Origin of the sequence: Streptomyces sp. NPDC051180 (genome assembly GCF_040689545.1) — a bacterium.
Classification (GTDB): Bacteria; Actinomycetota; Actinomycetes; order Streptomycetales; family Streptomycetaceae; genus Streptomyces.
The window spans coordinates 216,677-239,624 of sequence record NZ_JBFBBC010000010.1 but is presented as its reverse complement, the minus strand read 5'-3'; the positions used below and the strand labels follow the sequence as shown (position 1 = coordinate 239,624).

21 protein-coding genes are annotated in these 22,948 nt (G+C 75.5%); 13 read left to right on the top strand and 8 right to left on the bottom strand.

Annotation, left to right across the window (positions count from 1 at the left end; genetic code table 11):
- Positions 1-77 precede the first annotated feature (77 nt).
- The gene (locus AB0424_RS19960) at positions 78-2,558 is read left to right on the top strand and encodes a DHA2 family efflux MFS transporter permease subunit (protein WP_366307155.1); all 2,481 of its coding nucleotides are present in this window, start codon (positions 78-80) and stop codon (positions 2,556-2,558) included.
- Between the two features lie 30 nt (positions 2,559-2,588).
- Here the strand turns inward: AB0424_RS19960 and AB0424_RS19955 are convergent, their stop codons facing one another.
- Entirely contained in the window at positions 2,589-3,854 is a 1,266-nt protein-coding gene (locus AB0424_RS19955; RefSeq protein WP_366307153.1) for a hypothetical protein, read from the bottom strand.
- A gap of 243 nt (positions 3,855-4,097) precedes the next feature.
- On the opposite strand from AB0424_RS19955, the gene AB0424_RS19950 reads away from it, so the two are divergent.
- Genes AB0424_RS19950 through AB0424_RS19935 form a run of 4 tightly spaced genes read left to right on the top strand, consistent with a single transcriptional unit; the run spans position 4,098 to position 9,258 of the window.
- A complete protein-coding gene (locus tag AB0424_RS19950; protein WP_366307151.1) occupies positions 4,098-4,931 on the top strand; it encodes a M55 family metallopeptidase in 834 nt (277 codons plus the stop codon).
- Positions 4,924-6,258, top strand: a complete 1,335-nt coding sequence (locus AB0424_RS19945; RefSeq protein WP_366307149.1) for a M20/M25/M40 family metallo-hydrolase — start codon at positions 4,924-4,926, stop codon at positions 6,256-6,258. The genes AB0424_RS19950 and AB0424_RS19945 overlap by 8 nt, the downstream gene beginning before the upstream one ends.
- 37 nt (positions 6,259-6,295) lie before the next feature.
- Positions 6,296-8,299, top strand: a complete 2,004-nt coding sequence (locus AB0424_RS19940; protein ID WP_366307147.1) for a prolyl oligopeptidase family serine peptidase — start codon at positions 6,296-6,298, stop codon at positions 8,297-8,299.
- Entirely contained in the window at positions 8,296-9,258 is a 963-nt protein-coding gene (locus AB0424_RS19935) for an LD-carboxypeptidase (RefSeq protein ID WP_366307145.1), read from the top strand. The genes AB0424_RS19940 and AB0424_RS19935 overlap by 4 nt, the downstream gene beginning before the upstream one ends.
- Positions 9,259-9,384: 126 nt before the next feature.
- Here the strand turns inward: AB0424_RS19935 and AB0424_RS19930 are convergent, their stop codons facing one another.
- Both AB0424_RS19930 and AB0424_RS19925 read right to left on the bottom strand, forming a co-directional pair.
- Positions 9,385-10,473 (bottom strand): adenosine deaminase, encoded by a 1,089-nt coding sequence (locus AB0424_RS19930; RefSeq protein WP_366307143.1) that lies wholly within the window; start codon positions 10,471-10,473, stop codon positions 9,385-9,387.
- Between the two features lie 145 nt (positions 10,474-10,618).
- Entirely contained in the window at positions 10,619-11,446 is an 828-nt protein-coding gene (locus AB0424_RS19925) for a GntR family transcriptional regulator (protein WP_366307141.1), read from the bottom strand.
- A 192-nt stretch (positions 11,447-11,638) separates the two neighbouring features.
- Here AB0424_RS19925 and AB0424_RS19920 point away from each other — a divergent pair, with 192 nt between their 5' ends.
- The 3 genes from AB0424_RS19920 to AB0424_RS19910 all read left to right on the top strand — a co-directional run bounded on the left by AB0424_RS19920 (position 11,639) and on the right by AB0424_RS19910 (position 12,896).
- The gene (locus tag AB0424_RS19920; RefSeq protein WP_366307139.1) at positions 11,639-11,893 is read left to right on the top strand and encodes a LapA family protein; all 255 of its coding nucleotides are present in this window, start codon (positions 11,639-11,641) and stop codon (positions 11,891-11,893) included.
- The gene (locus AB0424_RS19915) at positions 11,890-12,240 is read left to right on the top strand and encodes a hypothetical protein (protein ID WP_366307137.1); all 351 of its coding nucleotides are present in this window, start codon (positions 11,890-11,892) and stop codon (positions 12,238-12,240) included. The genes AB0424_RS19920 and AB0424_RS19915 overlap by 4 nt, the downstream gene beginning before the upstream one ends.
- An 89-nt stretch (positions 12,241-12,329) precedes the next feature.
- Positions 12,330-12,896: a GNAT family protein gene (locus AB0424_RS19910; RefSeq protein ID WP_366307136.1), complete on the top strand. Its 567-nt coding sequence runs from the start codon at positions 12,330-12,332 to the stop codon at positions 12,894-12,896.
- On the opposite strand, the gene AB0424_RS19905 is transcribed toward AB0424_RS19910, so the two are convergent.
- Complete coding sequence (locus AB0424_RS19905) at positions 12,884-13,216, bottom strand: DUF6204 family protein (protein ID WP_366307134.1); 333 nt, start codon at positions 13,214-13,216, stop codon at positions 12,884-12,886. The genes AB0424_RS19910 and AB0424_RS19905 overlap by 13 nt on opposite strands.
- Positions 13,217-13,395: 179 nt before the next feature.
- On the opposite strand from AB0424_RS19905, the gene AB0424_RS19900 reads away from it, so the two are divergent.
- The gene (locus AB0424_RS19900) at positions 13,396-15,633 is read left to right on the top strand and encodes a DUF5107 domain-containing protein (RefSeq protein WP_366307133.1); all 2,238 of its coding nucleotides are present in this window, start codon (positions 13,396-13,398) and stop codon (positions 15,631-15,633) included.
- 77 nt (positions 15,634-15,710) lie between these two features.
- Complete coding sequence (locus AB0424_RS19895; protein WP_366307131.1) at positions 15,711-15,956, top strand: hypothetical protein; 246 nt, start codon at positions 15,711-15,713, stop codon at positions 15,954-15,956.
- Positions 15,957-15,982: 26 nt separating this feature from the next.
- On the opposite strand, the gene AB0424_RS19890 is transcribed toward AB0424_RS19895, so the two are convergent.
- Together AB0424_RS19890 and AB0424_RS19885 are read right to left on the bottom strand one after the other, a co-directional pair.
- The gene (locus tag AB0424_RS19890; RefSeq protein WP_366307130.1) at positions 15,983-16,819 is read right to left on the bottom strand and encodes a methyltransferase domain-containing protein; all 837 of its coding nucleotides are present in this window, start codon (positions 16,817-16,819) and stop codon (positions 15,983-15,985) included.
- A 90-nt stretch (positions 16,820-16,909) separates the two neighbouring features.
- Positions 16,910-17,428, bottom strand: a complete 519-nt coding sequence (locus tag AB0424_RS19885; RefSeq protein WP_366307129.1) for a GNAT family N-acetyltransferase — start codon at positions 17,426-17,428, stop codon at positions 16,910-16,912.
- Positions 17,429-17,670: 242 nt separating this feature from the next.
- On the opposite strand from AB0424_RS19885, the gene AB0424_RS19880 reads away from it, so the two are divergent.
- From AB0424_RS19880 to AB0424_RS19870, 3 genes are all read left to right on the top strand, one after another.
- Positions 17,671-18,882 (top strand): sulfite oxidase, encoded by a 1,212-nt coding sequence (locus AB0424_RS19880; protein ID WP_366307127.1) that lies wholly within the window; start codon positions 17,671-17,673, stop codon positions 18,880-18,882.
- Positions 18,883-18,964: 82 nt separating this feature from the next.
- Positions 18,965-20,197 (top strand): aminotransferase class I/II-fold pyridoxal phosphate-dependent enzyme, encoded by a 1,233-nt coding sequence (locus AB0424_RS19875; RefSeq protein WP_366307125.1) that lies wholly within the window; start codon positions 18,965-18,967, stop codon positions 20,195-20,197.
- Between the two features lie 139 nt (positions 20,198-20,336).
- Positions 20,337-21,410 (top strand): MBL fold metallo-hydrolase, encoded by a 1,074-nt coding sequence (locus tag AB0424_RS19870; RefSeq protein WP_366307123.1) that lies wholly within the window; start codon positions 20,337-20,339, stop codon positions 21,408-21,410.
- Here AB0424_RS19870 and AB0424_RS19865 read toward each other — a convergent pair.
- On the bottom strand, positions 21,390-22,148 hold the full coding sequence (locus AB0424_RS19865; protein WP_366307121.1) for a VTT domain-containing protein: 759 nt from the start codon (positions 22,146-22,148) through the stop codon (positions 21,390-21,392). The two genes, AB0424_RS19870 and AB0424_RS19865, sit on opposite strands and share 21 nt — an antisense overlap.
- Positions 22,145-22,924, bottom strand: coding sequence for an MBL fold metallo-hydrolase (locus AB0424_RS19860; protein WP_366307119.1), 780 nt, complete (start codon positions 22,922-22,924; stop codon positions 22,145-22,147). Before AB0424_RS19860 ends, AB0424_RS19865 begins: the two co-directional genes overlap by 4 nt.
- Positions 22,925-22,948: the final 24 nt, after the last annotated feature.

Below are 22,948 nucleotides of genomic sequence, written 5' to 3'. Positions count from 1 at the left end.
CCGCCCGACTTGCTCCCCCTTCGCGTGCAATGCGAAGAATGGCGCGGCGCAGACGCCGTGACGAGGGGAGCAGGTACGTGGGTGCGATCACCATCGCGGAGTACGCCGGGAGCGCCGAGGAGGACGCGCGCGACACGGAACCGCTCCCCGCGCACGACCCGCCCGCCGGCCTCGCACCCCCGCCCGGCCCCGGTCCGGCCGCCCTCGACCCCCGGCGCGTCCGGCTCGTCTTCTGCGGCCTGATGCTCGCGCTGCTCCTCGCAGCGCTGGAGCAGATGATCGTCGCCACCGCCCTGCCGAAGATCGTCGGCGAACTCCAGGGCCTGGACCGGATGTCCTGGGCGATCACCGCCTACCTGCTGACCTCCACGATCGGTCTGCCGGTCTACGGGAAGCTGGGCGACCTCCTCGGCCGCAAGGGCGTCTTCCTCTTCGCCATCGTCGTCTTCGTCATCGGCTCGGGCCTGGCCGGCTGGTCGCGCACCATGGACCAGCTCATCGCCTTCCGCGCCCTCCAGGGCGCGGGCGCCGGCGGGCTCATGATCGGCGTCCAGGCGATCATCGCCGACATCGTCCCCGCCCGTGAACGCGGCCGGTACATGGGCCTGATCGGCGCCGCCTTCGGCCTCGCCTCCGTCGCGGGCCCCCTCCTCGGCGGCTTCTTCACCGACCACGTGTCCTGGCGCTGGTGCTTCTACTTCAACGTGCCCTTCGGCCTCGTCACCCTCGCCGTCGTCGCCGCCGTCCTCAAGCTCCCCAAACCCGTGAAGCGCGCGCGCTTCGACGTCCTCGGCGCCCTGCTCCTCGCCGCCGCCTCCACCTGCCTGGTCCTGCTGACCAGCTGGGGCGGCACCGAGTACGCCTGGGACTCCCGGGTCGTTCTCGCTCTCGCCTGCGGAGCCGTCGGAACGACCCTGCTGTTCCTGGTCGTCGAGCACGTCGCGCCCGAACCCCTCATCCCGCTCCGGCTCTTCCGCGACTCCGTCTTCACCGTCACCGCCCTCGTCGGCGCCGTCGTCGGCATCGCGCTCTTCGGCGCCGCCAGCTACCTTCCCAGCTTCCTGCAGATGGTCGAGGGCGCCAGCGCCACCGAGTCGGGCCTGCTGATGCTGCCCCTGATGGGCGGCATCGTCGTCGCCTCCGTCGTCTCCGGCCAGCTCATCAGCCGCACCGGCCGCTACAAGATCTATCCGGTGGTCGGCGGAGCCGTCTCCGTCCTCGGCATGTGGCTGCTCTCCCGCATGGACGCCGACACCCCGCGCCTCCAGCACAGCCTGTGGCAGGCCGTCCTCGGCACCGGCATCGGCCTGGTCATGCCCGTGCTCGTGCTCGCCGTGCAGAACTCGGTGCGCCCCGCCGACCTCGGCACCGCCACCAGCGCCCACACCTACTTCCGCCAGATCGGCGGGAGCATCGGCGCCGCGGTCTTCGGCACCCTCTTCGCCTCCCGGCTCGACGACGCCCTCGGCGACCGGCTCGCCGGCGTCCTCTCCGGGACCGGCGGCGCGACCCTGCCGCCTGCCGAGTCCATCACCCCGCAGACCGTGCACACCCTGCCGCCCGCGCTCCGCGACGTGTACGTCCTGGCCTACGCCGACGCGATGCCGCGGATCTTCCTCTACCTCGTGCCGGTCCTCGCGCTCGGCCTCGTCCTCGCCTTCTTCCTCAAGGAGAAACCGCTGGTGTCCCACCACAGCCCCCTCGCCGAGACCGCCGAGGCCCACGACATCGCCGGCGCCCAGGCCGTCCCGCACGCCCGCCACGCCGCCCCGCAGCCGGCTCCCGCGGCCCCGCACCACTCCGGGGTGCCGGTCTGCGGCACCGTCCAGCACCACGACGGCAGCCGGGTGCCCCGTGCCGCCCTCACCCTCATCGACGTCCAGGGGCGGCAGGTCGGCCGGGGCGCCAGCGGCGAGGACGGCCGGTACGCGCTGAGCGTCCCCGGCGGCGGCGCGTACGTCCTCATCGCCGCCGCGGGCGGGCACCAGCCCCAGGCCGTGTCCGTCACCGTCGGCGACCGGCCGGTCGAGCTCGACGTCGTCCTCGGCGGCGCCGGGCGGCTGGCGGGCAGCGTCGTCACGGCCGACGGCACCCCGGTACGGGAGGCGGCCGTGACCCTCACCGACGTCCGCGGCGAGGTCGTCGCCTCGACCCGCACCGGGCGCGAGGGCGGATACGTCATCGGCGAACTGGTCGCGGGCGAGTACACGCTCGCCGCCAGCGCCCCCGCCTTCCGCCCCGCCGCGCTCCCCGTGAGCGTCCAGTCCTCCCGGGAGACCCGGCAGGACATCGAGCTGGCCGGCGGCGCCGTGCTGCGCGGCACCGTCCGCGGGGGCGGCGGCCGGCCCGTGGAGGACGCCCGGGTCACCCTGCTCGACGCCGCGGGCAACGTGGTCGACACCCTCACCACAGGCGCCGACGGAGCCTTCCGGTTCGTCGACCTCTCCTCCGGCGAGTACACGGTCATCGCCGCCGGGTACCCGCCCGTCGCCACCGTCCTCCAGATGGCCGGCGGAGGCCGCACCGAGCGCGACCTCCAGCTCGGCCACCAGGACTGAGGCCCCGCCCCCGCGGGCGGGACGGGAGGCTCAGGAGGTGGTCGTCGCCTTGCGCAGCGCGCTGATGCAGGTGCCGATCGCCTCCTGGAGGGCCTCCAGGCGCTGGAGCATGTCGGCCTCGTAGATGTCCTCCTCCATCACCTCGTCCAGGGTCAGCTCCTCGAAGACCTTCGTCGCCTTCTGCAGGCTGTTGTAGAACTTCGTCCGGCGCTCCTGGACGCGCAGCGCCGGGTCCTCCTCGACGGCCTTGGCCACCAGGCCCTTCACCGTGTCGTACGCCTCGCCGGCCCACTCGCCGGCCTCCTCCGAGTCGTCGAGCTCGTCGAGCAGCGACAGGTGCCGCTCGGCCTCGGCGCGCAGCTCGGCCGGCGCCTCGACGGTCTGCCCCGCGGGGGTCTTGATCTGGCCGTTCTCGACGATCTGGCGCACGTACCCGATGCGGTCGGCCGCCTTCGCCTCGCTCGCCACGGCCTTCTTCAGGTCGTCGGTGCGCGCGATCGCCCGGGCCATCTCCGTCTGGAGCGCCGGGTCCTCCTTCATCCGGTCGAGCAGCGCTCCGCGGGCCGCCTCGGCGGTGCCCGGGTCGGCGAGGATCGCCGCCCGCAGCGCCGTCGGGTTCTCGGCGACCTCCAGGGCCTTCGTCGGCCGGATGCCCTCCGCCTCGGCCGCCGCCGTGATGGCCTGGCCGCGCACCGAGGACGCGCCGTTGCGCGAGGTGTAGTACGACAGCCACACGTCCGCTTCGGGCAGCTCGATGTCGGCGCCCGGCACCAGGACCTCGAACTGCGGGACCAAGCCGTCGTCCGCCGCCATGTCCCACGCCTTGTAGTACCGCATCACCCGCTCCGGGGAGCACCCCGCCAGCCGCGCGAACGCCTTCGCCGAGACCTTCGTCCGCGCCGTCCCCTCGGCGGCCTGGCCGCCCGGCCGCACGCTGCGGGCCACCTTCAGCGCGAAGGTCCAGCCGCCGGTCCGCGCGTACACGCCGAAGTCGAGGGCGTCCCGGACGACGACGGGGTCGTGCTCCTGACCGAGATCGTCGCTGTCGCTGTCGCTGTCGCTGTCGCTGTCGCTGTCGCCGTCGCCGTCGCCGGAGGGGGCGTCGGCGCCCTGCTGCTCGTGCCGCTCTGCCGGGGCGCCCGGCTCCTCCCGGGGCTCGGGGGCCGACGGCTCCCAGAACTCGGGCTCCTGCGCCATGGCGGGCACGTGGGCGGCTCCGGCGGCCCCGGCGGACGCGGTGTCGCCGGGCGCGGCGTCGGCGGGCGCGGTGTCGGACGGGGTGAAGGCGATGGTCACCGAGGGTCTCCGGAGGGTCGGGTGCGACAACTGCGGCCGACAGCCTATACGCACCTGTTGGCGATGTTTCGCCCGATTCGGTGCATCCCGCCCCGAAGGACCGATGGTGCGGGAGGGCCCCAGGCCGTATACGGAATCCGCCGGGTGAACCGTACCGCCGTCCGGTGGGCGTCATTGGTCCACTCCAACGGAGGTTATCCACAGGGGTGGTAGGGCTGCCGGGCGGCGCGTACGGTGCGAGACATGAAGATCCTCATCAGCGCCGACATGGAGGGCGCGACCGGTGTGACCTGGCCCGCCGACGTGCTGCCCGGCACGCCCCAGTGGGAGCGGTGCCGCTCGATGTTCACGTCCGACGTGAACGCCGCGGTGCTCGGCTTCTTCGACGGCGGCGCCGACGAGGTCCTCATCAACGAAGCGCACTGGTCCATGCGGAACCTGCTCCTGGAGCGGCTCGACGAGCGGGCCGAGATGATCACCGGCCGCCACAAGACCCTCTCCATGGTCGAGGGCGTGCAGCACGGCGACGTCGACGGCATCGCCTTCGTCGGCTACCACACGGGCGCCGGCACCGAGGGCGTCCTCGCCCACACCTACCTCGCCAACTCGATCACCGGCGTCTGGCTCGACGGCGAGCGGGCGAGCGAGGGCCTGCTCAACGCCCATGTGGTCGCGGAGTACGGCGTCCCGGTCGTCCTCGTCACCGGGGACGACCTCACCTGCGAGGACGCCCTGGGGTACGCGCCGGAGGCGCGCAAGGTCGCCGTCAAGGACCACGTCTCGCGGTACGCGGCGGTGTGCCGCACCCCGGCCAGGACCGCCGGCGACATCCGCGCGGCGGCCAAGGCCGCCGCCGCGCTCGCCGTCCGTCACGAACCGGTCCGCGGCGGGCCCTTCACCGTGGAGCTGGAGTTCGACGCCGACCACCTGGGCGCCGCCGCCACGGTGGTTCCCGGCGTGGCGCGGAGCGGGGAGCGGCGCGTCGCCTACACCAGCGAGACCATGTACGAGGCAATTCGGACGTTCAAGGCGGTCACGACCATCGTCTCGGCCGCGGTGGAGGAGCAGTATGGCTGAGGAGGTCCGGGGACCGGACGCGACGGCGCTTGACGAGGTGGTCACCTTCACCTCCGAGCTCATCCGCATCGACACCACCAACCGCGGCGGAGGCGACTGCCGGGAGCGGCCCGCCGCCGAGTACGTCGCCGAGCGGCTCGCCGCCGCCGGCATCGAACCCACCCTCCTGGAGCGGACCCCCGGCCGCACCAACGTGGTGGCCCGCATCCCCGGCACCGACCCCACGGCCGAGGCGCTCCTCGTCCACGGGCACCTGGACGTGGTCCCCGCGGACCCGGCCGAGTGGACCGTGCACCCGTTCTCCGGCGAGATCCGCGACGGCCTCGTGTGGGGCCGCGGCGCCGTCGACATGAAGAACATGGACGCGATGGTGCTGGCGGCCGTCCGCTCCTGGGCCCGCCACGGCGTCCGGCCGCGCCGCGACATCGTCCTCGCGTACACCGCGGACGAGGAGGCCAGCGCCGAGGACGGCTCAGGCTTCCTCGCCGACCGGCACGCCGACCTGTTCGAGGGGTGCACGGAGGGCATCAGCGAGTCCGGCGCGTTCAGCTTCCACCCCACGCCCGGCACGACCCTCTACCCGATCGCCGCGGGCGAGCGGGGTACCGCCTGGCTCAAGCTGACCGCGCACGGCCGGGCGGGCCACGGCTCCAAGGTGAACACGGCGAACGCCGTCACCCGCCTCGCCTCCGCCGTCGCCCGGATCGGCGCGCACACCTGGCCGGTCCGGCTGACCACGACCGTCCGCGCCGCCCTCACCGAGCTGGCCGCGCTGTACGGCATCGAGGTCGACACCGGGGCGCCCGACCTCGACGTCGACCTGCTGCTGGACAAGCTCGGTCCCGCCGCCGCACTCGTCGAGCCGACCGTCCGCAACAGCGCCAACCCGACGATGCTGGACGCCGGATACAAGGTCAACGTGATCCCGGGCCAGGCCGTCGCCCACATCGACGGGCGGATGCTGCCGGGCACCGAGGAGGAGTTCGCCTCGACCATGGACCGGCTCACCGGGCCCGACGTGGCCTGGGAGTTCCACCACCGCGAAGTGCCCCTGGAGGCGCCGGTGGACTCGCCGACCTTCGCCAAGCTGCGGGCCGCCGTCGAGCGCTTCGACCCGGCCGGACACGTCGTGCCGTACACGATGTCCGGCGGCACCGACGCCAAGCAGTTCTCCCGGCTGGGGATCACCGGCTACGGCTTCTCGCCGCTCCGGCTGCCCCCCGGCCTCGACTACGGCGCGCTCTTCCACGGCGTCGACGAACGCGTCCCGGTCGACGCCCTGCACTTCGGCGTCCGGGTGCTGGACCACTATCTGCGATCCGCGTAGGGACGGGGGAGAGGAACCTGTGACAGGGGGAGTGGAGATGGAGCCGACCGAGGCCGCCCACGGCGGCTGGCCGTCACCCGTCGACGCGGCGCTCGCCGCCGCGCACGACGGGCGGCCCGAGTACCTCGGCGCCGTCGGCGACGAACTGTGGTGGACCGCGCCCCGCCCCGCCGAGGGCGGCAGGCGCGCCCTCGTCAGGCGGCGCGCCGACGGCACCGAGGAGAGCGTGCTGCCCGCGCCGTGGAACGTGCGCAGCCGGGTGATCGAGTACGGCGGACAGCCCTGGGCGGCGGCCGGGCGACCCTCCGGCGGGCCGCTCGTCGTCTTCGTCCACTTCCCCGACCAGCGGCTGTACGCCTACGAGCCGGACGCCGCGCCCGGCGCGGAGCCGAGGCCCCTCACCCCCGTCTCCGCCACCGGCGACGGGCTGCGCTGGGTGGACCCGGTGATCCGGCCGGAGCGGGGCGAGGTGTGGTGCGTCCTGGAGGAGTTCACCGGCCCGGCCCCGACCGACGTGCGCCGGGTGCTCGCCGCCGTGCCGCTCGACGGCTCGGCCGCGGAGGACCGCTCCGCCGTCCGCGAGCTCTCCGACGACCGTCACCGGTTCGTCACCGGCCCCCGCCTCTCGCCGGACGGGCGGCGCGTCGCCTGGATCGCCTGGGACCACCCGCGGATGCCCTGGGACGGGACCGAGGTGCGGCTCGCCGAGGTCGCCCCCGACGGCACCTTCCGGGCCGCCAGGACCGTCGCCGGCGGGCCCGCCGAGTCGGTCCCGCAGGTCGACTGGGACACGGCCGGGCGCCTGCTGCTGGTCAGCGACCGCACCGGCTGGTGGAACCTCTACCGGGCGGAGTACGGGGCCGACGGAGAGCTCGGCGAACCCGTCGCGCTCTGCCCCCGGGCCGAGGAGTTCGGCGGCCCGCTCTGGAAGATCGGCCTGCGCTGGTTCACGCCCCTGGAGAACGGTCTGATCGCCGTCGTCCACGGGAGGGGAACCACCGCACTCGGCGTCCTCGACCCCGGCACCGGCACCCTCGCCGACGCCCCCGGCCCCTGGACCGAATGGGCCTCCGCCCTCGCCGCGCAGGGCACCCGTGTCGTCGGCGTCGCGGCCGGCCCGCACACCTCCTACGAGCTCGTCGAGCTGGACACCCGCACCGGACGGACCCGGGTGGTCGGCGCCGCCCACAGGGACGCCGTCGACCCGGCGTACTACCCCGAGCCCCGCGTCCGCACCTTCACCGGACCGGGCGGACGGGAGATCCACGCGCAGGTCTACCCGCCCCGCCACCCCGGGTTCACCGGTCCCGACGGCGCGCCGCCGCCGTACGTGATCTGGGCGCACGGCGGCCCCACCGGCCACGCCCCGCTCGTCCTCGACCTGGAGATCGCCTACTTCACCTCGCGGGGCATCGGCGTCGCCGAGGTCAACTACGGGGGTTCGACCGGCTACGGACGCGAGTACCGGGAGCGGCTGCGCGAGCAGTGGGGCGTCGTCGACGTCGAGGACTGCGCGGCCGTGGCCGCGGCGCTCGCCGCGGAGGGCACGGCCGACCCGGCCCGCCTCGCGGTGCGCGGCGGCAGCGCCGGCGGCTGGACGTCCGCCGCCTCCCTCGTCGCCACCGACGTGTACGCGTGCGGCACGATCATCTACCCCATCCTCGACCTGCGCGGCTGGGCCACCGACGAGACGCACGACTTCGAGTCGCAGTACCTCCACGGCCTGATCGGACCCCTCGACCGGGTGCCGGCCCGCTACAAGGAGCGCTCGCCGATCGAGCACGTCGACCGGGTCACGGTCCCGTTCCTGCTGCTCCAGGGGCTCGACGACGTCATCTGCCCGCCCGCCCAGGCCGAGCGCTTCCTCGCCCGCACCGCCGGGAGAGGTGTCCCGCACGCCTACCTGGCCTTCGAGGGGGAGGGTCACGGCTTCCGCAGGGCCGACACGATGGTCCGTGCGCTGGAGGCGGAACTCGCGCTGTACGTCCGTGTCTTCGGGCTCGACCGGACGGACGTCCCCGACCTCGAGTACCGCTCGTGAGCCCCCGCGACCCCCGGGCGGCGGACGGTGCCGTCGCGCCCCTGGTCCGGGCCGAGCGGCTCAGGCCCGGGGCCCGGGTCGCCGTCGTCTCGCCCAGCGGACCCGTACCCGAGGACCGGCTCGACGCCGGGCTCGACATCCTGCGCGGCTGGGGACTGGAACCCGTGGTCGCCCCGCACGTCCTCGACACCCACCCGGCACTCGGCTACCTCGCGGGCGAGGACCGGGCACGAGCCCGCGACCTGACCGAGGCATGGTGCGACCCGACGGTCGCCGCCGTGTTCTGCGCCCGCGGTGGCTTCGGGGCGCAGCGGATGGTCGACCTCGTCGACTGGCGGGCGGTCCAGGAGGCCGGCCCCAAGGTCTTCGTCGGCTACAGCGACGTCACCGCCCTCCACGAGGCCCTCGCCGTCCGGGCGGGCTTCGCGGGCCTGCACGGCCCCATGGTCGCCGCCGGCACGTTCCTGACGGACGCGGACACCCGGGAATCGCTGCGGGCCACCCTGTTCGAGCCCGAGACGGTCCGTACCGTCGGACTCGGCACGGCACGGGCCCTGGCACCGGGACGCGCCCGGGGCGTCACCCTCGGCGGGTGCGTCAGCCTCCTCGCCGCCGACCTCGGCACCCCCCAGGGCCGCCCCTCGGCGCGCGGCGGGCTGCTGCTCCTGGAGGACGTGGGGGAGGAGCCGTACCGGCTCGACCGGATCCTCACCCAGCTCCTGCGGTCCGGCTGGCTCGACGGCGTCGCCGGGATCGCCCTGGGCTCCTGGACGGAGTGCGGCCCCTACGAGGACGTGCGGGCCCTGCTGTCCGACCGGCTCGGCGGACTCGGGGTGCCGGTCGTGGAGGAGCTGGGCTTCGGCCACGGCGCATCCGCCCCGACCGTGCCGCTCGGTCTCCCCGCGGTGCTCGACGCGGAGGCCGGCACCCTCACCCTGGACGTCCCGGCCCTGCGCTGAGCGCGGGCCGGGAGGCCCGGGTGCCACGCGGCCCGGGAAGCCCTGCCGATCAGGCCGGACCGGACGGAGGAGCCCAGCCCACGCCGATTCCCCGGCCGCCGGCCGGTCCCCTCCGGAGGGGACCCCCTAGAGCGCCGCGTAGCCCGGGCGGACGACCTCGTCGATCAGCCGGCGCCGCTCCGGGAGCGGCAGGAAGGCGGCCTCCAGGGCGGCGACCGTGAACTCCTCGAAGACCTCGGGGCCGTAGCCGAAGGCGTCCACCATGTGCTGGAACTCCTCGCTCATGGTGGTGCCGGAGACGAGGCGGTTGTCGGTGTTCAGGGTGATGCGGAAGCCCAGGCGGCGCAGCTCGTCGATCGGGTGCGAGGCGTAGTCCTTCGCGGCGCCCGTCTGCAGGTTGGAGGTCGGGCAGACCTCCAGGGCGATGCGGTTGTCCCGCACGTACGCGGCGAGCCGGCCCAGCGTGCCGTCCTCGGCGATGTCGTCGGTGATCCGTACGCCGTGGCCGATCCGCTCGGTGCCGCAGACCTGCACGGCCTCGTGGATCGACTCCGCGCCGACGGCCTCGCCCGCGTGGATCGTGAAGTGGCAGTTCTCCCGCTTGAGGTGCTGGAAGGCGGGGAGGTGGCGGGCCGGCGGGTTGCCGATCTCGCCGCCGGCTATGTCGAAGCCGGCGACGCCGTTGTCCCGGTGCGCCACCGTGAGCCGCGCGATCTCCAGCGAGCGGTCCGTGTGCCGCATGCCGGTGAGCAGGGTGCGGACGGTGATCCGGCCGCCGGACCGGCGCTCGCCCTCGCGGAAGCCGTCGTTGACCGCCTCGACGACCTCGTCGAGCGTGAGCCCGCCCTCCAGGTGCTGCTCGGGGGCGTAGCGGATCTCGGCGTAGACGACGCCGTCCGCCGCGAGGTCCTCGGCGCACTCGGCCGCGATGCGGGCCAGCGCCTCGCGGGTCTGCATCACCGCGCAGGTGTGGGCGAAGGTCTCCAGGTACCGCTCCAGCGAACCGGAGTCGGCGGCGTCCCGGAACCACACCGCGAGCGCGGCCGGGTCCTCGGTGGGCAGCGCGGTGTAGCCGCACTCGCGCGCCAGCTCGACGATGGTCGCGGGGCGCAGTCCGCCGTCGAGGTGGTCGTGGAGGACGGCCTTGGGGGCCCGGCGGATCCACTCGGAGACGGTGGCGGCGGCAGGCGTGGCAGGGTTGTCAGACAAGTGCATGGCCGGGAAGTGTACGCCACGCCCGGGACGCGCGCTGTGACGGTCCCGACAGCCCGTAGGGCCTGCGACGCCCACCGGCCCGGCCGCGCACCGCTCGCGGGTGCGCCCGGCGCCCGGCGGGACTCGGGCACCGGCCCGGCGGGGCTCAGTGCGACTGCAGCACCGGCAGGGCGGGGGCGCCCGTCGGGAGCATGTGCTTGGCGGCCAGGACCGGTGTCTCGCCGACCCGTACGACCTGGGTGACCAGCACGGCGGGCGTGTCCGCCGGGCGTCCGAGCTGCTCGCCGCGGCGCCGTCCGAGCAGCGTCGCCGTGATGCCGCTGTGGGCGCTCAGGGCCGTCTCGCGGGAGGCCCCGACGAGGACCGAGAGCATGGAGACGGACGGTCCCCGGGCCGGCCCGGGACCGGCGGCCCGCAGCGTGCCGCGGTCCTCCCCGGCTCCCGCCCCGGACTCCGTCGCGCCGCCGGTCTCCGCGGCCCGCAGGGCCCGCGCGAACTCCGGGTGGGTCCGGTCGAGGAGCTCGTCCGGCGCCGCCCACTCGTGGCTCAGGGCCGCCGCCGTGCCCTCCCCGGTCAGCACGGACTCCCAGAAGCGCAGCTCCGCGCGGGCGGGGGCGAGCAGGTGCTGGGTGGTGAAGTCGGTCGGCTCCTCGACGGTGCGCAGCAGGGCCCGCACGCGCAGCGGCGAGCCCGCCCCGATCAGCTCCTCCAGCGGCTGGACGTGTTCGAACCCGCGCCGGGGCGGCCGGTCGTTGACGGTCCTGCCGACCCCGCGCCGGACGGTCAGGACGCCGTCCTCCTGGAGCAGCAGGAGCGCCTCGCGCAGCGCGGGCCGGCTCACCCCCAGCTCGGCGGCGAGCTTCGGCTCGGAGGGGAGGGTGGAGCCGGGCGGGTAGGTGCCGTCGTGGACCGCGTCCGCGATGCGCTCGTAGAGCGCCACGACCGGTCGCCGCCGCTGTCCGCTGACCGCCACGGCCCCTCCTCGTCTCGTCACCGGCCGGGTCTCCGGCGGTGTCCCGATACCCACGGTAGTCGGCTCTCGTTGTCTGACAAGTCACCCGTACAGCTCAGCTTGCCCGCGCCGTCGGGCGCCGCGCGCCCCATTCTGGACCCACGGCGGTGGGCCGGGTACGACCGACGGCACGACGGAGGAGAGGGGCCAGGCATGAGTCCCAAGGAGCCACGCGCATCGGGTACGGGCAAGGGCACGTCACGGTTCTCCGGAGCCATGACACCGGGCCGGATCGCGATGGGCGTGGTCGCGATCCTCACGCTGGTCTTCATCTTCGAGAACACGCAGGAGGTCGAGATCCGCCTGATCATCCCCAAGGTGACCATGCCGCTCTGGGGCGCCCTGCTCATCACGACCCTCCTCGGCGCCGCCATCGGCTTCTACGCCGCGGCCCGGAGGCGGAAGTGAGACGGGCCGCCGTTCTGGGCGCCGGCGCCGCCCTCGCGCTGGCCGCCCTCGCCATGACCTCGGCCGGGGAGGCCGCCGCCCCGGGCGACGACGCCGACGCCGGGCCGATGCCGGACTTCCTCGGCCAGCGGCTCTGGCGGGTCTTCACTCATCTCCCGCGCCGGATCAGGCTCGACGTCCACGACGTGAGCGGACAGGACCGGCGGGTGCTCTGGCCGTCGAACTGGCTGGTCTGCACCCAGTACCCGGCGACGGGTACCGGCCTCGACCGCCGCACCACGGTCATGATCGGCGTCGTGCGCAGGGGCGAGAGCTGCCCGCCGCGCGTCGCCGGCGCCCGCCGCTGATCCGGCCTGGGCGACGAGACCCCGGGGCGCCTCCTCCGGATCCTGCCGGGCCCGGGGCCCGATCCGGCGGAACGGCCTAGCCTGGCCCCATGTCCGAAGATCTCGGCCGGTACCTCGTGGCCGGCACCCGGGTGGGCCTGCGCGCCTTCGCGCCCGACGACGCCGAGGAGTTCACCGCCCGCGCCCGGGAGAGCCGGGAGCTGCACCGGCCCTGGCTGTTCCCGCCGTGCACCGAGGAGGCGTACGAGGTGTACGCGGGCGCGCTCACGGGGGACCCGGCGCGCGCCGGGTTCCTGGTGTGCGAGCGGGACGACGGCGGCCGGATCGCCGGGTTCGTCAACATCAACAACATCGTCCGGGGCGCCTTCCGGAGCGGCGCCCTCGGCTACGGCGCCTTCGCGCACGCCGCCGGGCGCGGACTGCTCACCGAGGCCCTGGCGGTGCTCCTGCCGTACGCCTTCGGGCCGCTGGAGCTGCACCGCCTGGAGGCGAACATCCAGCCGGGCAACGCGGCCTCCCGCGCGCTCGTCCGCCGTGCCGGTTTCCGGCTGGAGGGGTTCTCCCCGGCGATGCTGTTCGTCGACGGCGCCTGGCGGGACCACGAGCGCTGGGCGATCACGGCCCCGGAGACGGAGGCACCGGCTCAGCGCTTGTAGTTGATCTTCATGGTGTCGAGGTCCGTCACGGTCGAGCGCAGCCCGCGGTACCCGTGGCCGAGCGCCGCGAGCGCGGTCTCCACGCGGTCCTCCGCGATCGCCCCGGCCATCTCGTCGCCGTCCGCCGCGTCGGAGACGACGACGAGACGGTAGGAGAAGTGCTTCAGCGTGCGGTCGTAGGCGAGTGAGCCCTCCTCCGTGAACTGCATCGCGGTCAGCCCGTGCGCCTCCACCTCGGCGAGGAGCCGGCTCCGGCTCTCCTCCGACAGGCCGTCGAACGTCCCGCGCACGATGACCCGGTAGGTGTGCTGCGTGCCCATTCCTCGTACTCCCTGTGCCACTGTTCCCTCGGCCACCCGGGCGGCGCCGACCCTCCACCGTACGGCGCCCGGCACCCACGCCGCCGGGAATATCCGAGCACCCGGGCCGCCGCCCCTTTGCCGAAGCCTGACGTGGAGAACCCCTGGTCAGGACGGGCCCCTGCGTGTTCCATGGGGCAATGACGACCGTACGACGTGCCGTACTGACGCTGCCCGCGGCCCCGTTGGGCCCGGACAACCCGCTGCCCGCGCTGCGCCCCCTCGACGGGACGCACGCGGTCGACGCGTCCACCCTCGCCGCCCTCCCGCGCGACATGGCCCGCGGCATCGGCCGCGACCCGCTGCGCAGTCTGCTGCCCGTCCCGGTGCGCGACGGGTACGGACGCGAGCGCACCCCCGCGGAAATCGAAGCGATCGTGATCGAGAACGACCGCCTCCGGGTGACCGTGCTGCCCGGCCTCGGCGGCCGGGTGCACTCCCTGCACCACAAGCCCACCGGCCGGGAACTCCTCTACCGCAACCCGGTGTTCCAGCCCGCGGCCTTCGCACTCAACGGCGCCTGGTACTCCGGCGGCATCGAGTGGAACATCGGGGCCACCGGCCACACCGCGCTCTCCTGCTCGCCCCTCCACGCGGCGACCGTCACCGCCCCCGACGGCGTCCCGATGCTCCGTCTCTGGGAGTGGGAGCGGTTGCGCGACCTCCCCTTCCAGGTCGACCTGTGGCTCCCGGACGGTTCCGACTTCCTGTACGCCGCCGTCCGGATCCGCAACCCGCACGAGCGCACCGCCCCGGTCTACTGGTGGTCCAACACCGCCGTCCCCGAGGACCGCCGGATCGTCGTGCCCGCCGACGCGGCCTGGCACCACGGCTACGAGCGCGGGCTGCGCCGGCTCCCCGTGCCGCGCACCGAGGACGGCACCGACCGCTCGTACCCGCGGAACGGTGCCCACGCCGCCGACTGGTTCTACGACGTGCCGGAGGAGCACCGCCGCTGGATCGCCGCCCTCGACGCCGACGGTACGGGCCTCGCCCAGACCTCGACCGACGCGCTGCGCGGCCGCAAGCTCTTCCTGTGGGGCACCGAGCGCGGCGGCCGCCGCTGGCAGGAGTGGCTGACCGAGCCCGGCACCCCCGGCTACGCCGAGATCCAGGCCGGACTCGCCCGCACCCAGCTGGAGCATCTGGAGCTCGCGGGCGGCGCGGAGTTCAGTTGGCTGGAGGCGTACGGGCCGCTGGCGGCCGACCCCGCCGCCGCGCTCGGCGACGACTGGACCGCGGCCCGCACCGAGGTTGAGGAGGCCCTCGCCGGGGCGCTGCCCCGCGCCACCGTCGACGCGGCCCACGCCGCCTGGCGGGAGACCGCCGCCGACGCCGAACCCGGCACGCCCCTCGCCACCGGCTCGGGCTGGGGAGCCCTCGAAGTCCTGCGCGGACAGTACGAGCTGCCCGGCACCCCGTTCCCCGAGTCGACGATCGGACCGGACCAGGAGCCCTGGCGCGAGCTGCTGCGCACCGGCGTCCTGCCCGCTCCGCCCCGGGGAGCCCCGCCGGGTCCGCCGCTGGTCGCCTCCCCCTGGCGGGACATGCTGGAGACCGCCCCGGCCGACCCGACCACCGAGTACCACCTCGGCATCGCCCAGTGGCACGCCGGAGACCGCGCCCAGGCCGTACGGAGCTGGGAGCGCGGCCTGAAGGACGCCGGGGTGCGCTGGCCCCTGCTGTACTGCCTGGCCGTCGCCGACCGAGAGGACGGCCACCCCGCCCGGGCCGCCGAGCGCTTCACCGAGGCGTTCGCCGAGGCGTTCACGGAGGCGGGCGCGGAGGCCGTCGCCGCGGGGGCGGGCAGGGGCCGCGCCGGCTCCGGGCACGCCATCCCCGGCCAGGCGGTCACAGGTCACGCGGAGACGTGGATCGCCGACATCAGGCTGCCCTTGGACGTACGGCTCGCGGGCGCGGAGTCCGGCGAGTTCGGCGAGTTCGGCACCGCAGGCACCCTGGGCACCGCAGGGACCCCACGAACCCCGGGAACCGCCGATGTCTCCGGCGCCCTCGGCGCCCCCCGCGTCGGATCCGTCGGTGTCCGCCCCGAACGCGTCCGGGCCGCGGACACGGGAGTCGTCGTCGCCCTGGGGCGGGAGACCGTCGTCGCGCTGCTCGCCGCCGGGCGGCCCGGCACGGCGGGGGAGGTGTGGGCCCGGCTCCCGGAGGAGGTCCGGGGGAGAGGGGCGTTCCGTCTCCTGGAGGCACGCATCCTCCTCGCGGAGGGCAGGACGGGCGAGGCCCGCGCCGTCTTCGACGCGGGGTTCGAGGTCGCCGACCTGAGCGAGGGGGCCGAGGTGCTCGGCGAGCTGTGGGCGGAGCTCACCGACGAACCCCTGCCGGACGCCTACGAGTTCAGGATGCGTCCGAGCTGACGGCCGGGCGCCGGGCGGCGGTACGGTGGAAGCGCCGACGGGGTGGCGAGGGCCGTGGAGGGGCGGGGGGTCCGGCGATGGCGTCCTGGGCGACGGCCGAGTGCCGGTGCGGCCATCCGCGCTTCCGCCACGGCGAGCCGCGGTTCTCCGGCGCCTGCGAAGGCTGCCTGTGCGGCGCCTTCGAGATGGCGCCGCCGCCCTTCGCCGACCCCGACCTCGACCCCGCCCCCGCGCCCGCCCGGCCCGAGCCGGACCGCACCCCGCACCCGAGCCGCCCCTTCCGGGACCCCGACCGCCTCGGGGTCCACGACCCCGGCGCCTGAGACGTGCCGGGCGCCACCGTCCGGGGTCAGGACACCCGGCACAGGATCTCGCCGTGCGGGACCATGAACCAGGCGTCCTCCTGCTCGCCCCACTCCCGCCAGGCGTCCCCGATCGCCGCCAGCTCCTCGGCCGTCGCGTGCCCGCCGGAGACGGCCAGGTCGGCGTAGCCGGACGCCGTCGTGCGGTCCGCCCACAGGCCGCTCCACCAGGCCCGTTCCTCCTCGGTGGAGTAGCACCAGGTGCCCGCGGTCGTGGTGACGTCGGTGAACCCGGCCCGCCGGGCCCAGGAGAGCAGCCGCCGTCCGGCGTCCGGTTCGCCGCCGTTGGCGCGCGCGACCCGGTGGTACAGCTCCAGCCACCCGTCCAGGGCGGGCCGTTCGGGGAACCAGGCGAAGGCCCCGTAGTCGCTGTCGCGGGCCGCGACGACGCCGCCGGGCCGGCAGACCCGACGCATCTCGCGCAGCGCCTGGACGGGGTCCCCGACGTGCTGCAGGACCTGGTGGGCGTGGACGACGTCGAAGGAGTCGTCGGGGAAGTCCAGGGCGTGGACGTCGGCGACGGCGAACGCGACGTTCTCACGGCCCCGTTCGGCGGCCACGGCGCGGGCCCTGTCCAGGACGTCCTCGGCGGCGTCGACCGCGGTCACCCGGCCCGGCGCCACCAGGCCGGCCAGGTCGGCGGTGATGGTGCCGGGCCCGCACCCCACGTCCAGCACGTCCAGTCCCGCGCGCAGCTCGGGCAGCAGGTAGGCCGCGGAGTTGGCGGCGGTCCGCCAGGTGTGCGAGCGCAGGACGGACTCGTGGTGCCCGTGCGTGTAGACGGCGGTCTCGTGGGCCGTGGACGGTGCGGAGGCGTGCGTCATGGAAGCGACTCCCTCGGTGTGGGTGCGTGTCTCCACCGTACGCAGGCCATTCGAATATTGAGATAGGTGTCTTGAGATATGGACAGACGCTCAGTCGAACAGGCGCTTTCGGTAACGGAGTTCGTCGAGGAGTACGCCGCCCGTCTCCTCGCTCGCCACCTCGCCGTCCGGTCGCCACCCCGCCGCCTCGTAGAACCGCCGTCCCCGCGCGTTCCCCGCCAGCACCCACAGCGCCGCCTCGCGGAACCCGGCCGATCCGAGCGCCGCCTCGGACGCCGAGAGCAGGGCCCGTCCGACGCCCGTGCCCCACACCTCCGGCAGGGCGTACAGCGCCGCCAGCTCCGCCGTCGGCCCGGGGCCGAGCCCCTCGCCCGGCCACGCGCGGAAGCAGGAGAAGGCGACCGGCCGCCCGTCGGCCCCCGTGCTCACCAGCACCGCCGGCCGGTCCGCGGAGGTCAGCCGCGCCCGCCAGACGGCGGCCCGCTCCGCCGGGTCCAGGGAGTCCAGAAAGGCGGGAGGGAGCAGGTCGCGGTAGGCGGCCCGCCAGGAGGCGACGTGCACGGCGGCGATCGCGGCCGCGTCCTCGGGCAGTGCTTCACGTGTCGGCATGCCGCATTCTCGGTGCCCGGACGCCCTTCCCGCCGCTCGATTTCCGCTGCTCCCGGACCTGCCGGGGGCGACGGCAGGTCGAGCGTGGGTCGAGGCACGGCCGAGGCCGGGTCGAGGCCCGGTCGACCTGACCGGTCCGTGTATGACAGCACTGTGAACGGACCGTCCGGACCGGGCCCGCGCCCCTAGGATCGGCGCGCCGCCGCCCGGTGGCCGCGCCCGTCCCCGTGCCGAGGAGTCCCGTGCCGTACTCGCCCGCGCCCGCCCGCCGCTCCCTGCTGAAGCTTCTCGCGGCGGGCCCGGCGGTCTCCGCAGTCGGCGGGCTCGCCGCCGCCGCGCCCGCGCACGCCGCCCCCGCCGTGCCGCTCGCCGCCCCCGGCATCGTCAAGGCCCTCCCGGCCGAGCACTTCACCATCCGGGGCACCAACGCCGAGGCCCGCTTCGACGCCTTCGGCGACACGGGCCTCCTCACCCCCGCCGACCGCTTCTTCGTCCGCAACCACACCTCGACCCCCGTCCTCGACGCCTCCGACTGGCGCCTGACGCTCTGGGGGGACGGGCTGCACGGCCGGAGCCCCGTCCACTTCACCTACGGGCAGCTGCGCGACCTGCCCTCCGTCACCCGGACGGCCCTGATCGAGTGCGCCGGGAACGGCCGCAGCCTCTACACCAGCCAGCAGGGCGAGCCGGTCACCGGCACCTCCTGGACCCTCGGCGCCGTCGGAGCCGCCCGCTGGCGCGGTGTCCGCCTCTCCGACGTGCTGCGACGCGCCGGCATAGCCCGCGACGCCGTCGACCTCCAGCCGCGCGGCCTCGACGACCCGTACGTCTCCGGCGGCGTCGACTACGGCCGCGTCCGCCGGCCGCTGCCCGTCGCCAAGGCGTTCGACGACGTGATCCTCGCGTACGAGATGAACGGCGAGCCGCTGCCGTACGACCACGGCCACCCGGTCCGGCTCGTCGTGCCCTCCTGGGTCGGCATCGCGTCCATCAAGTGGCTCGGCGACATCGAGGTCTCCACCAAGCCGCTCAGCTCGCCCTGGTCCACCGACTGGTACCGCCTCTTCGGCGACGCGCACCCCGCCGGCGGCAGCGCCCCGATCAGCCGCCAGACCCTCAAGTCCGCCTACCAGCTGCCCTTCGGCGCCACCCTGGAGTCCGGCCGCGTCCACCGGCTCACCGGACGGGCCTGGTCCGCCCTCGCGCCCGTGCGGACCGTGGAGGTCTCCACCGACGGCGGCGCCCACTGGCGCCACGCCCGGCTCCTCGACGCCCCCCGCCGCGGCGGCTGGGTCCGCTGGACCGTGCCGTGGCGCCCGCACACCACCGGACCCGTCACCCTGCTCTCCCGGACCACCGACGCCGCCGGCAACACCCAGCCCGACCGCGCCGTCCACAACACCCAGGGCTACCTCTTCAACGCGGTGGTGCGTCACCCGGTCACCGTCTCCTGAGAGGGCGGGAACGCGCGAACCTTCGTATAAAGGGCACGGGGCCGCCTTCCCGGCGCCCCCGTGCGCTCAGGAGGTGCGGGTCATGCGGCAGAAGGCTCCGGAAGGCCGCGGCCCGGTGCGCTACGGCCCTCCCGCCCCCGAGACCGGACTCCCCGTCCTGCCCGTGCTCGCCGGGCTCCTCGCCGCCGCCGCCGGGCGGACCGCCCCCGAACCGCCCGGCGGCGGTCCCGTCCTGCGCGAGGCGGCCGGCGGCTACTGGTGGCGCCGCGGCCTGCGCACCCACCCCGAGGACGTCGTGGCCGCCCCCGGCGCGCCCGCCCTGCTCCTGGCCCTGCTCGCCGCGCACGGCGGCGACCTCCTGCTGCCCCGGCCCTGCCCCGCCTGGTGGACCCCGCAGGCCAGGCTCCTCGGCCGCCCGACCTACCACGTGCCCACCCCCGCCGAGTGCGGCGGCGTTCCCGACCCCTACGCCCTGATGGAGACCGTGCGCCGGGTCCGCGCCGAGGGCGGCGACCCCCGGGTCCTGCTCCTCTCCGTCGCCGACGACCCCACCGCCACCGTCGCCCCGCCCGAGATCGTCCGCGAGGCGTGCGAGGCCGCGGTCGCCGAAGGACTGCACGTCATCAGCGACGAGACCTGGCGCGACACCCTCCACCACCCGCACGACACCGTGCTCGTCGGCCCCGCAGAGATGTGCCCGGACGACGTCACCGTCCTCAGCGACCTCGGCGGGGCCCTCGCCCCGGCCGCCTGGCCCTGCGCCGTCGCCCGCTTCCCGCCCACCGACCCGTCCCGCGCCGACCGCTGGACCGACCGCAGGGCACGCGTCCTCGACGTGCTCACCGCCCTCGGGGCCGTCGTCCCCGGGCCGGTGGCCCCCGCCGCCGCGCACGCCCTGGACGAGCCCGAGGACGTGACCGTGCGCGCCCGGCGCGCCGCCGCCGTCCACGGGCGGATCGCCGCCGCCGCCCACCACGCCGTGCTCGCCGCCGGGGCCCTCGCCCGGCCCCCGCAGGCCGGCCGGCACCTCTACGCCGACCTCGGGCCGCTGCGGTCCGGGCTCGCCGCCCGCGGCGTCACCGACTCCCTGGAGCTGGAGAGCCACCTCACCGCCCGGCTGGGGGCGCCCACCCCCGGCGGGCACCGCTTCGGCGACGAACTCGGCGCGCTCCGCGTCCGGTTCGGCACCGTCATGTTCCTCGGCACGACGGAACGGGAGCGCGCCGAGACCCTCGACGCGCCGGACCCCCTGCTGCTCCCCCATGTCGCCCGGAAACTCGCGGAGTTCGAAGGGGTCCTGGAGGAACTCCGGTGACCCCGGCACCGGGAGCTCCGGAGCGCTCCGACGGCCCCGCCCCCGGGGTTCCCGGAGCGGCTCCGGTGGCCCGGCCCCTCGCCGGCACCCGCCGGCGCCCCACCCCACCCGTACGAGCCGAGCGGAACGGAGCCCGCAGATGACCGAACGGACGGCACCTCCCGCCCGGGCCGCACAGCCCCCGTCCTCGCCCGACCCCGTCACGGCTCGGCCCCCCGCCCCGCCGCTCACGGGACCCGTGCCCGCCCCGGTGCTCCAGCCCGTGGGCCGGCTCCGGCACGACTGGCCCCGCACCTTCGCCGACCGGCTCACCGCGCCGCTGCCCGGGGTGCGGGCCTTGGCGCGCCTGGCGCGCGAGGGCGCCGTACGCCCCCGCCCCGAGGGGCTCCGCGACATCCCCCTGCTGCCGTTCGAACCCGGCCCGCTGCCCCCCGCCGGCCCCGACACGGTCGCCGTCACCTGGGCGGGGCACGCGAGTTGGGTGCTGCGCATCGGCGGGCTCACCGTGCTCACCGACCCGGTCTGGTCACGGCGCATCTTCGGCACCCCGGCCCGGCTCACCCCGGTCGGGGTCCGCTGGGAGGACCTGCCGGCCGTCGACGCCGTCGTCATCAGCCACAACCACTTCGACCACCTCGACGCCCCCACCCTGAGACGGCTGCCCCGTCACACCCCGGTCTTCGTCCCGGCCGGGCTCGGCCGCTGGTTCGCACGCCGCGGCTTCCACCGCGTGACCGAGCTGGACTGGTGGGAGGCGGCCGAACTCGACGGCGTGCGCTTCGACTTCGTCCCCGCCCACCACTGGTCCAAGCGCACCCTCCTCGACACCTGCCGCTCACTGTGGGGCGGCTGGGTGCTGACCGACCGGTCCGGCCGCCGCGTCCACTTCGCCGGGGACACCGGCTACGGCCACTGGTTCGCCGAGATCGGCCGCCGTCACCCCGGGATCGACCTCGCGCTGCTCCCCATCGGGGCGTACGCCCCGCGCTGGTGGCTCAGCGACGTCCACACCGACCCGGAGGAGGCGGTCCGGGCCCACCAGGACCTCGGGGCGCGGCGGATGGCCCCGATGCACTGGGCCACCTTCGTCCTCTCCTCCGAGCCCGTCCTCGAACCGCTCACCCGGGTCAGGGCCGCCTGGGAGAAGGCCGGGCTGCCCCGCGAGGAGCTGTGGGACCTGCCGGTCGGCGGCTCACGGGTGCTCGTGCCCTGACACGCCGTTCCCCGGCCTCCCGTCGCCGGGCGCCCCGTGCCCCGCCGCCCCGTTCCCGGGCACGCCGTCCGCCGCGCGCCCGTCCCAGGCCCCCCGCGCCCCGGCCCCCCGCGCCCCGCGGAGGCGCCGCCACAGCCCCGGTACCGCGCCGACCAGCACGGTGATGCCGATCGCCGCCACCACTCCCTGCCACGGCTCCGGGAAGAGCGAGCCGCCCAGGATGCCGATCAGCTGGTACGTCGCCGCCCAGGCGAGACAGGCCGCCGCGTCGCCGCGGGCGAACCGGCGCAGCGGCATCCCCGCGAGCAGACACGCCAGCATCACCGGGATCCGGCCGGCCGGCACCAGCCGCGACAGCACGAGCACCGACACCTGGTGGGTCTCCAGCCGCTCCTGGGCCTGGGCGAGCCGCTCCGGGGTGACCCGGCCGCGCAGCGCGGCCAGCCACCGCGAGCCGTTGCGGGAACGGACCCCGCGCTGCCCCAGCCAGTACAGGGCCGTGTCGCCGAGCCACGCGGCGACCGCCGAGACCAGGAAGACGTACAGCAGCGCCAGGGGAGAGGTCTGGTGGAAGGCGACCACCGCCGCCGAGCTCACGATCGCGCCCGTCGGCACGATCGGCACCAGTGCGCCCAGCGCCACGAGCAGGAACAACGACGGGTAGCCGACGGCCTGCTGCGTGGACTCCGGCGGCAGCTCCCGCACCGCCGTGACCACGCGGGTGAACCCGTCGATCACCGGGCGACCTCCGGGCGCACCCGTTCGCCGTGGCCCAGCAGGTGCACCGCCACCTTGGGCGCGAGCCGCGCCGCGTGCCGCACGAACTCGTCCCCCGGGGCGTGGAACTCGTGCGGCCGGATCCCGTCGAGACCGATCGGCCAGTAGGTGCCGTAGTGCACCGGCACGGCCGCCGCGGGGGAGAGCGCGGAGAGCGCCTCGGCCGCGCGCGCCGCGTCGAGATGGCCGTGCCCGAGGTACGGGCCCCAGCCGCCGACTGGGAGCAGCGCCACGTCCACCGCCCCCACCGCCTCCGCCATCCCGTCGAACAGGCCGGTGTCCCCGGCGAAGTACGTCCGCGCCTCGCCCTCGACGACGTACCCCAGCGCGGGCGCGCGGTGCGGTCCGAGCGGCAGCCGCCGCCCGTCGTGGAGTGCCGGCACCGCCCGTACCGTCACGCCCTCCACCGTCACCGCGTCCCCGGGCTCCACCTCGGTCAGCCGCAGGCCCTGCCCGCCGAGCCTGCGCAGTCCCGGTACGGCGCCGGGCGCCCCGCGCGGCACGAGGACCCGGGTCCCCGGCGCGAGCCGGGCCAGCGACGGAAGATGGAGGTGGTCGGCGTGCAGGTGCGAGACGAGGACGGCCTCGGCGCGGGCGGCGCCCGGCGGCGGCAGGGCCCCGCGCCGTCGGCGCAGATGCGCGAGCCGGCGGGCGAAGAGCGGGTCGGTGAGGAAGCGGACCCCGGAGTCCTCGACCGTGCAGGTCGCGTGACCCCACCAGGTGACCTCCACCGGCATGCCGCCTTCCGTCTCGGTGCCCGC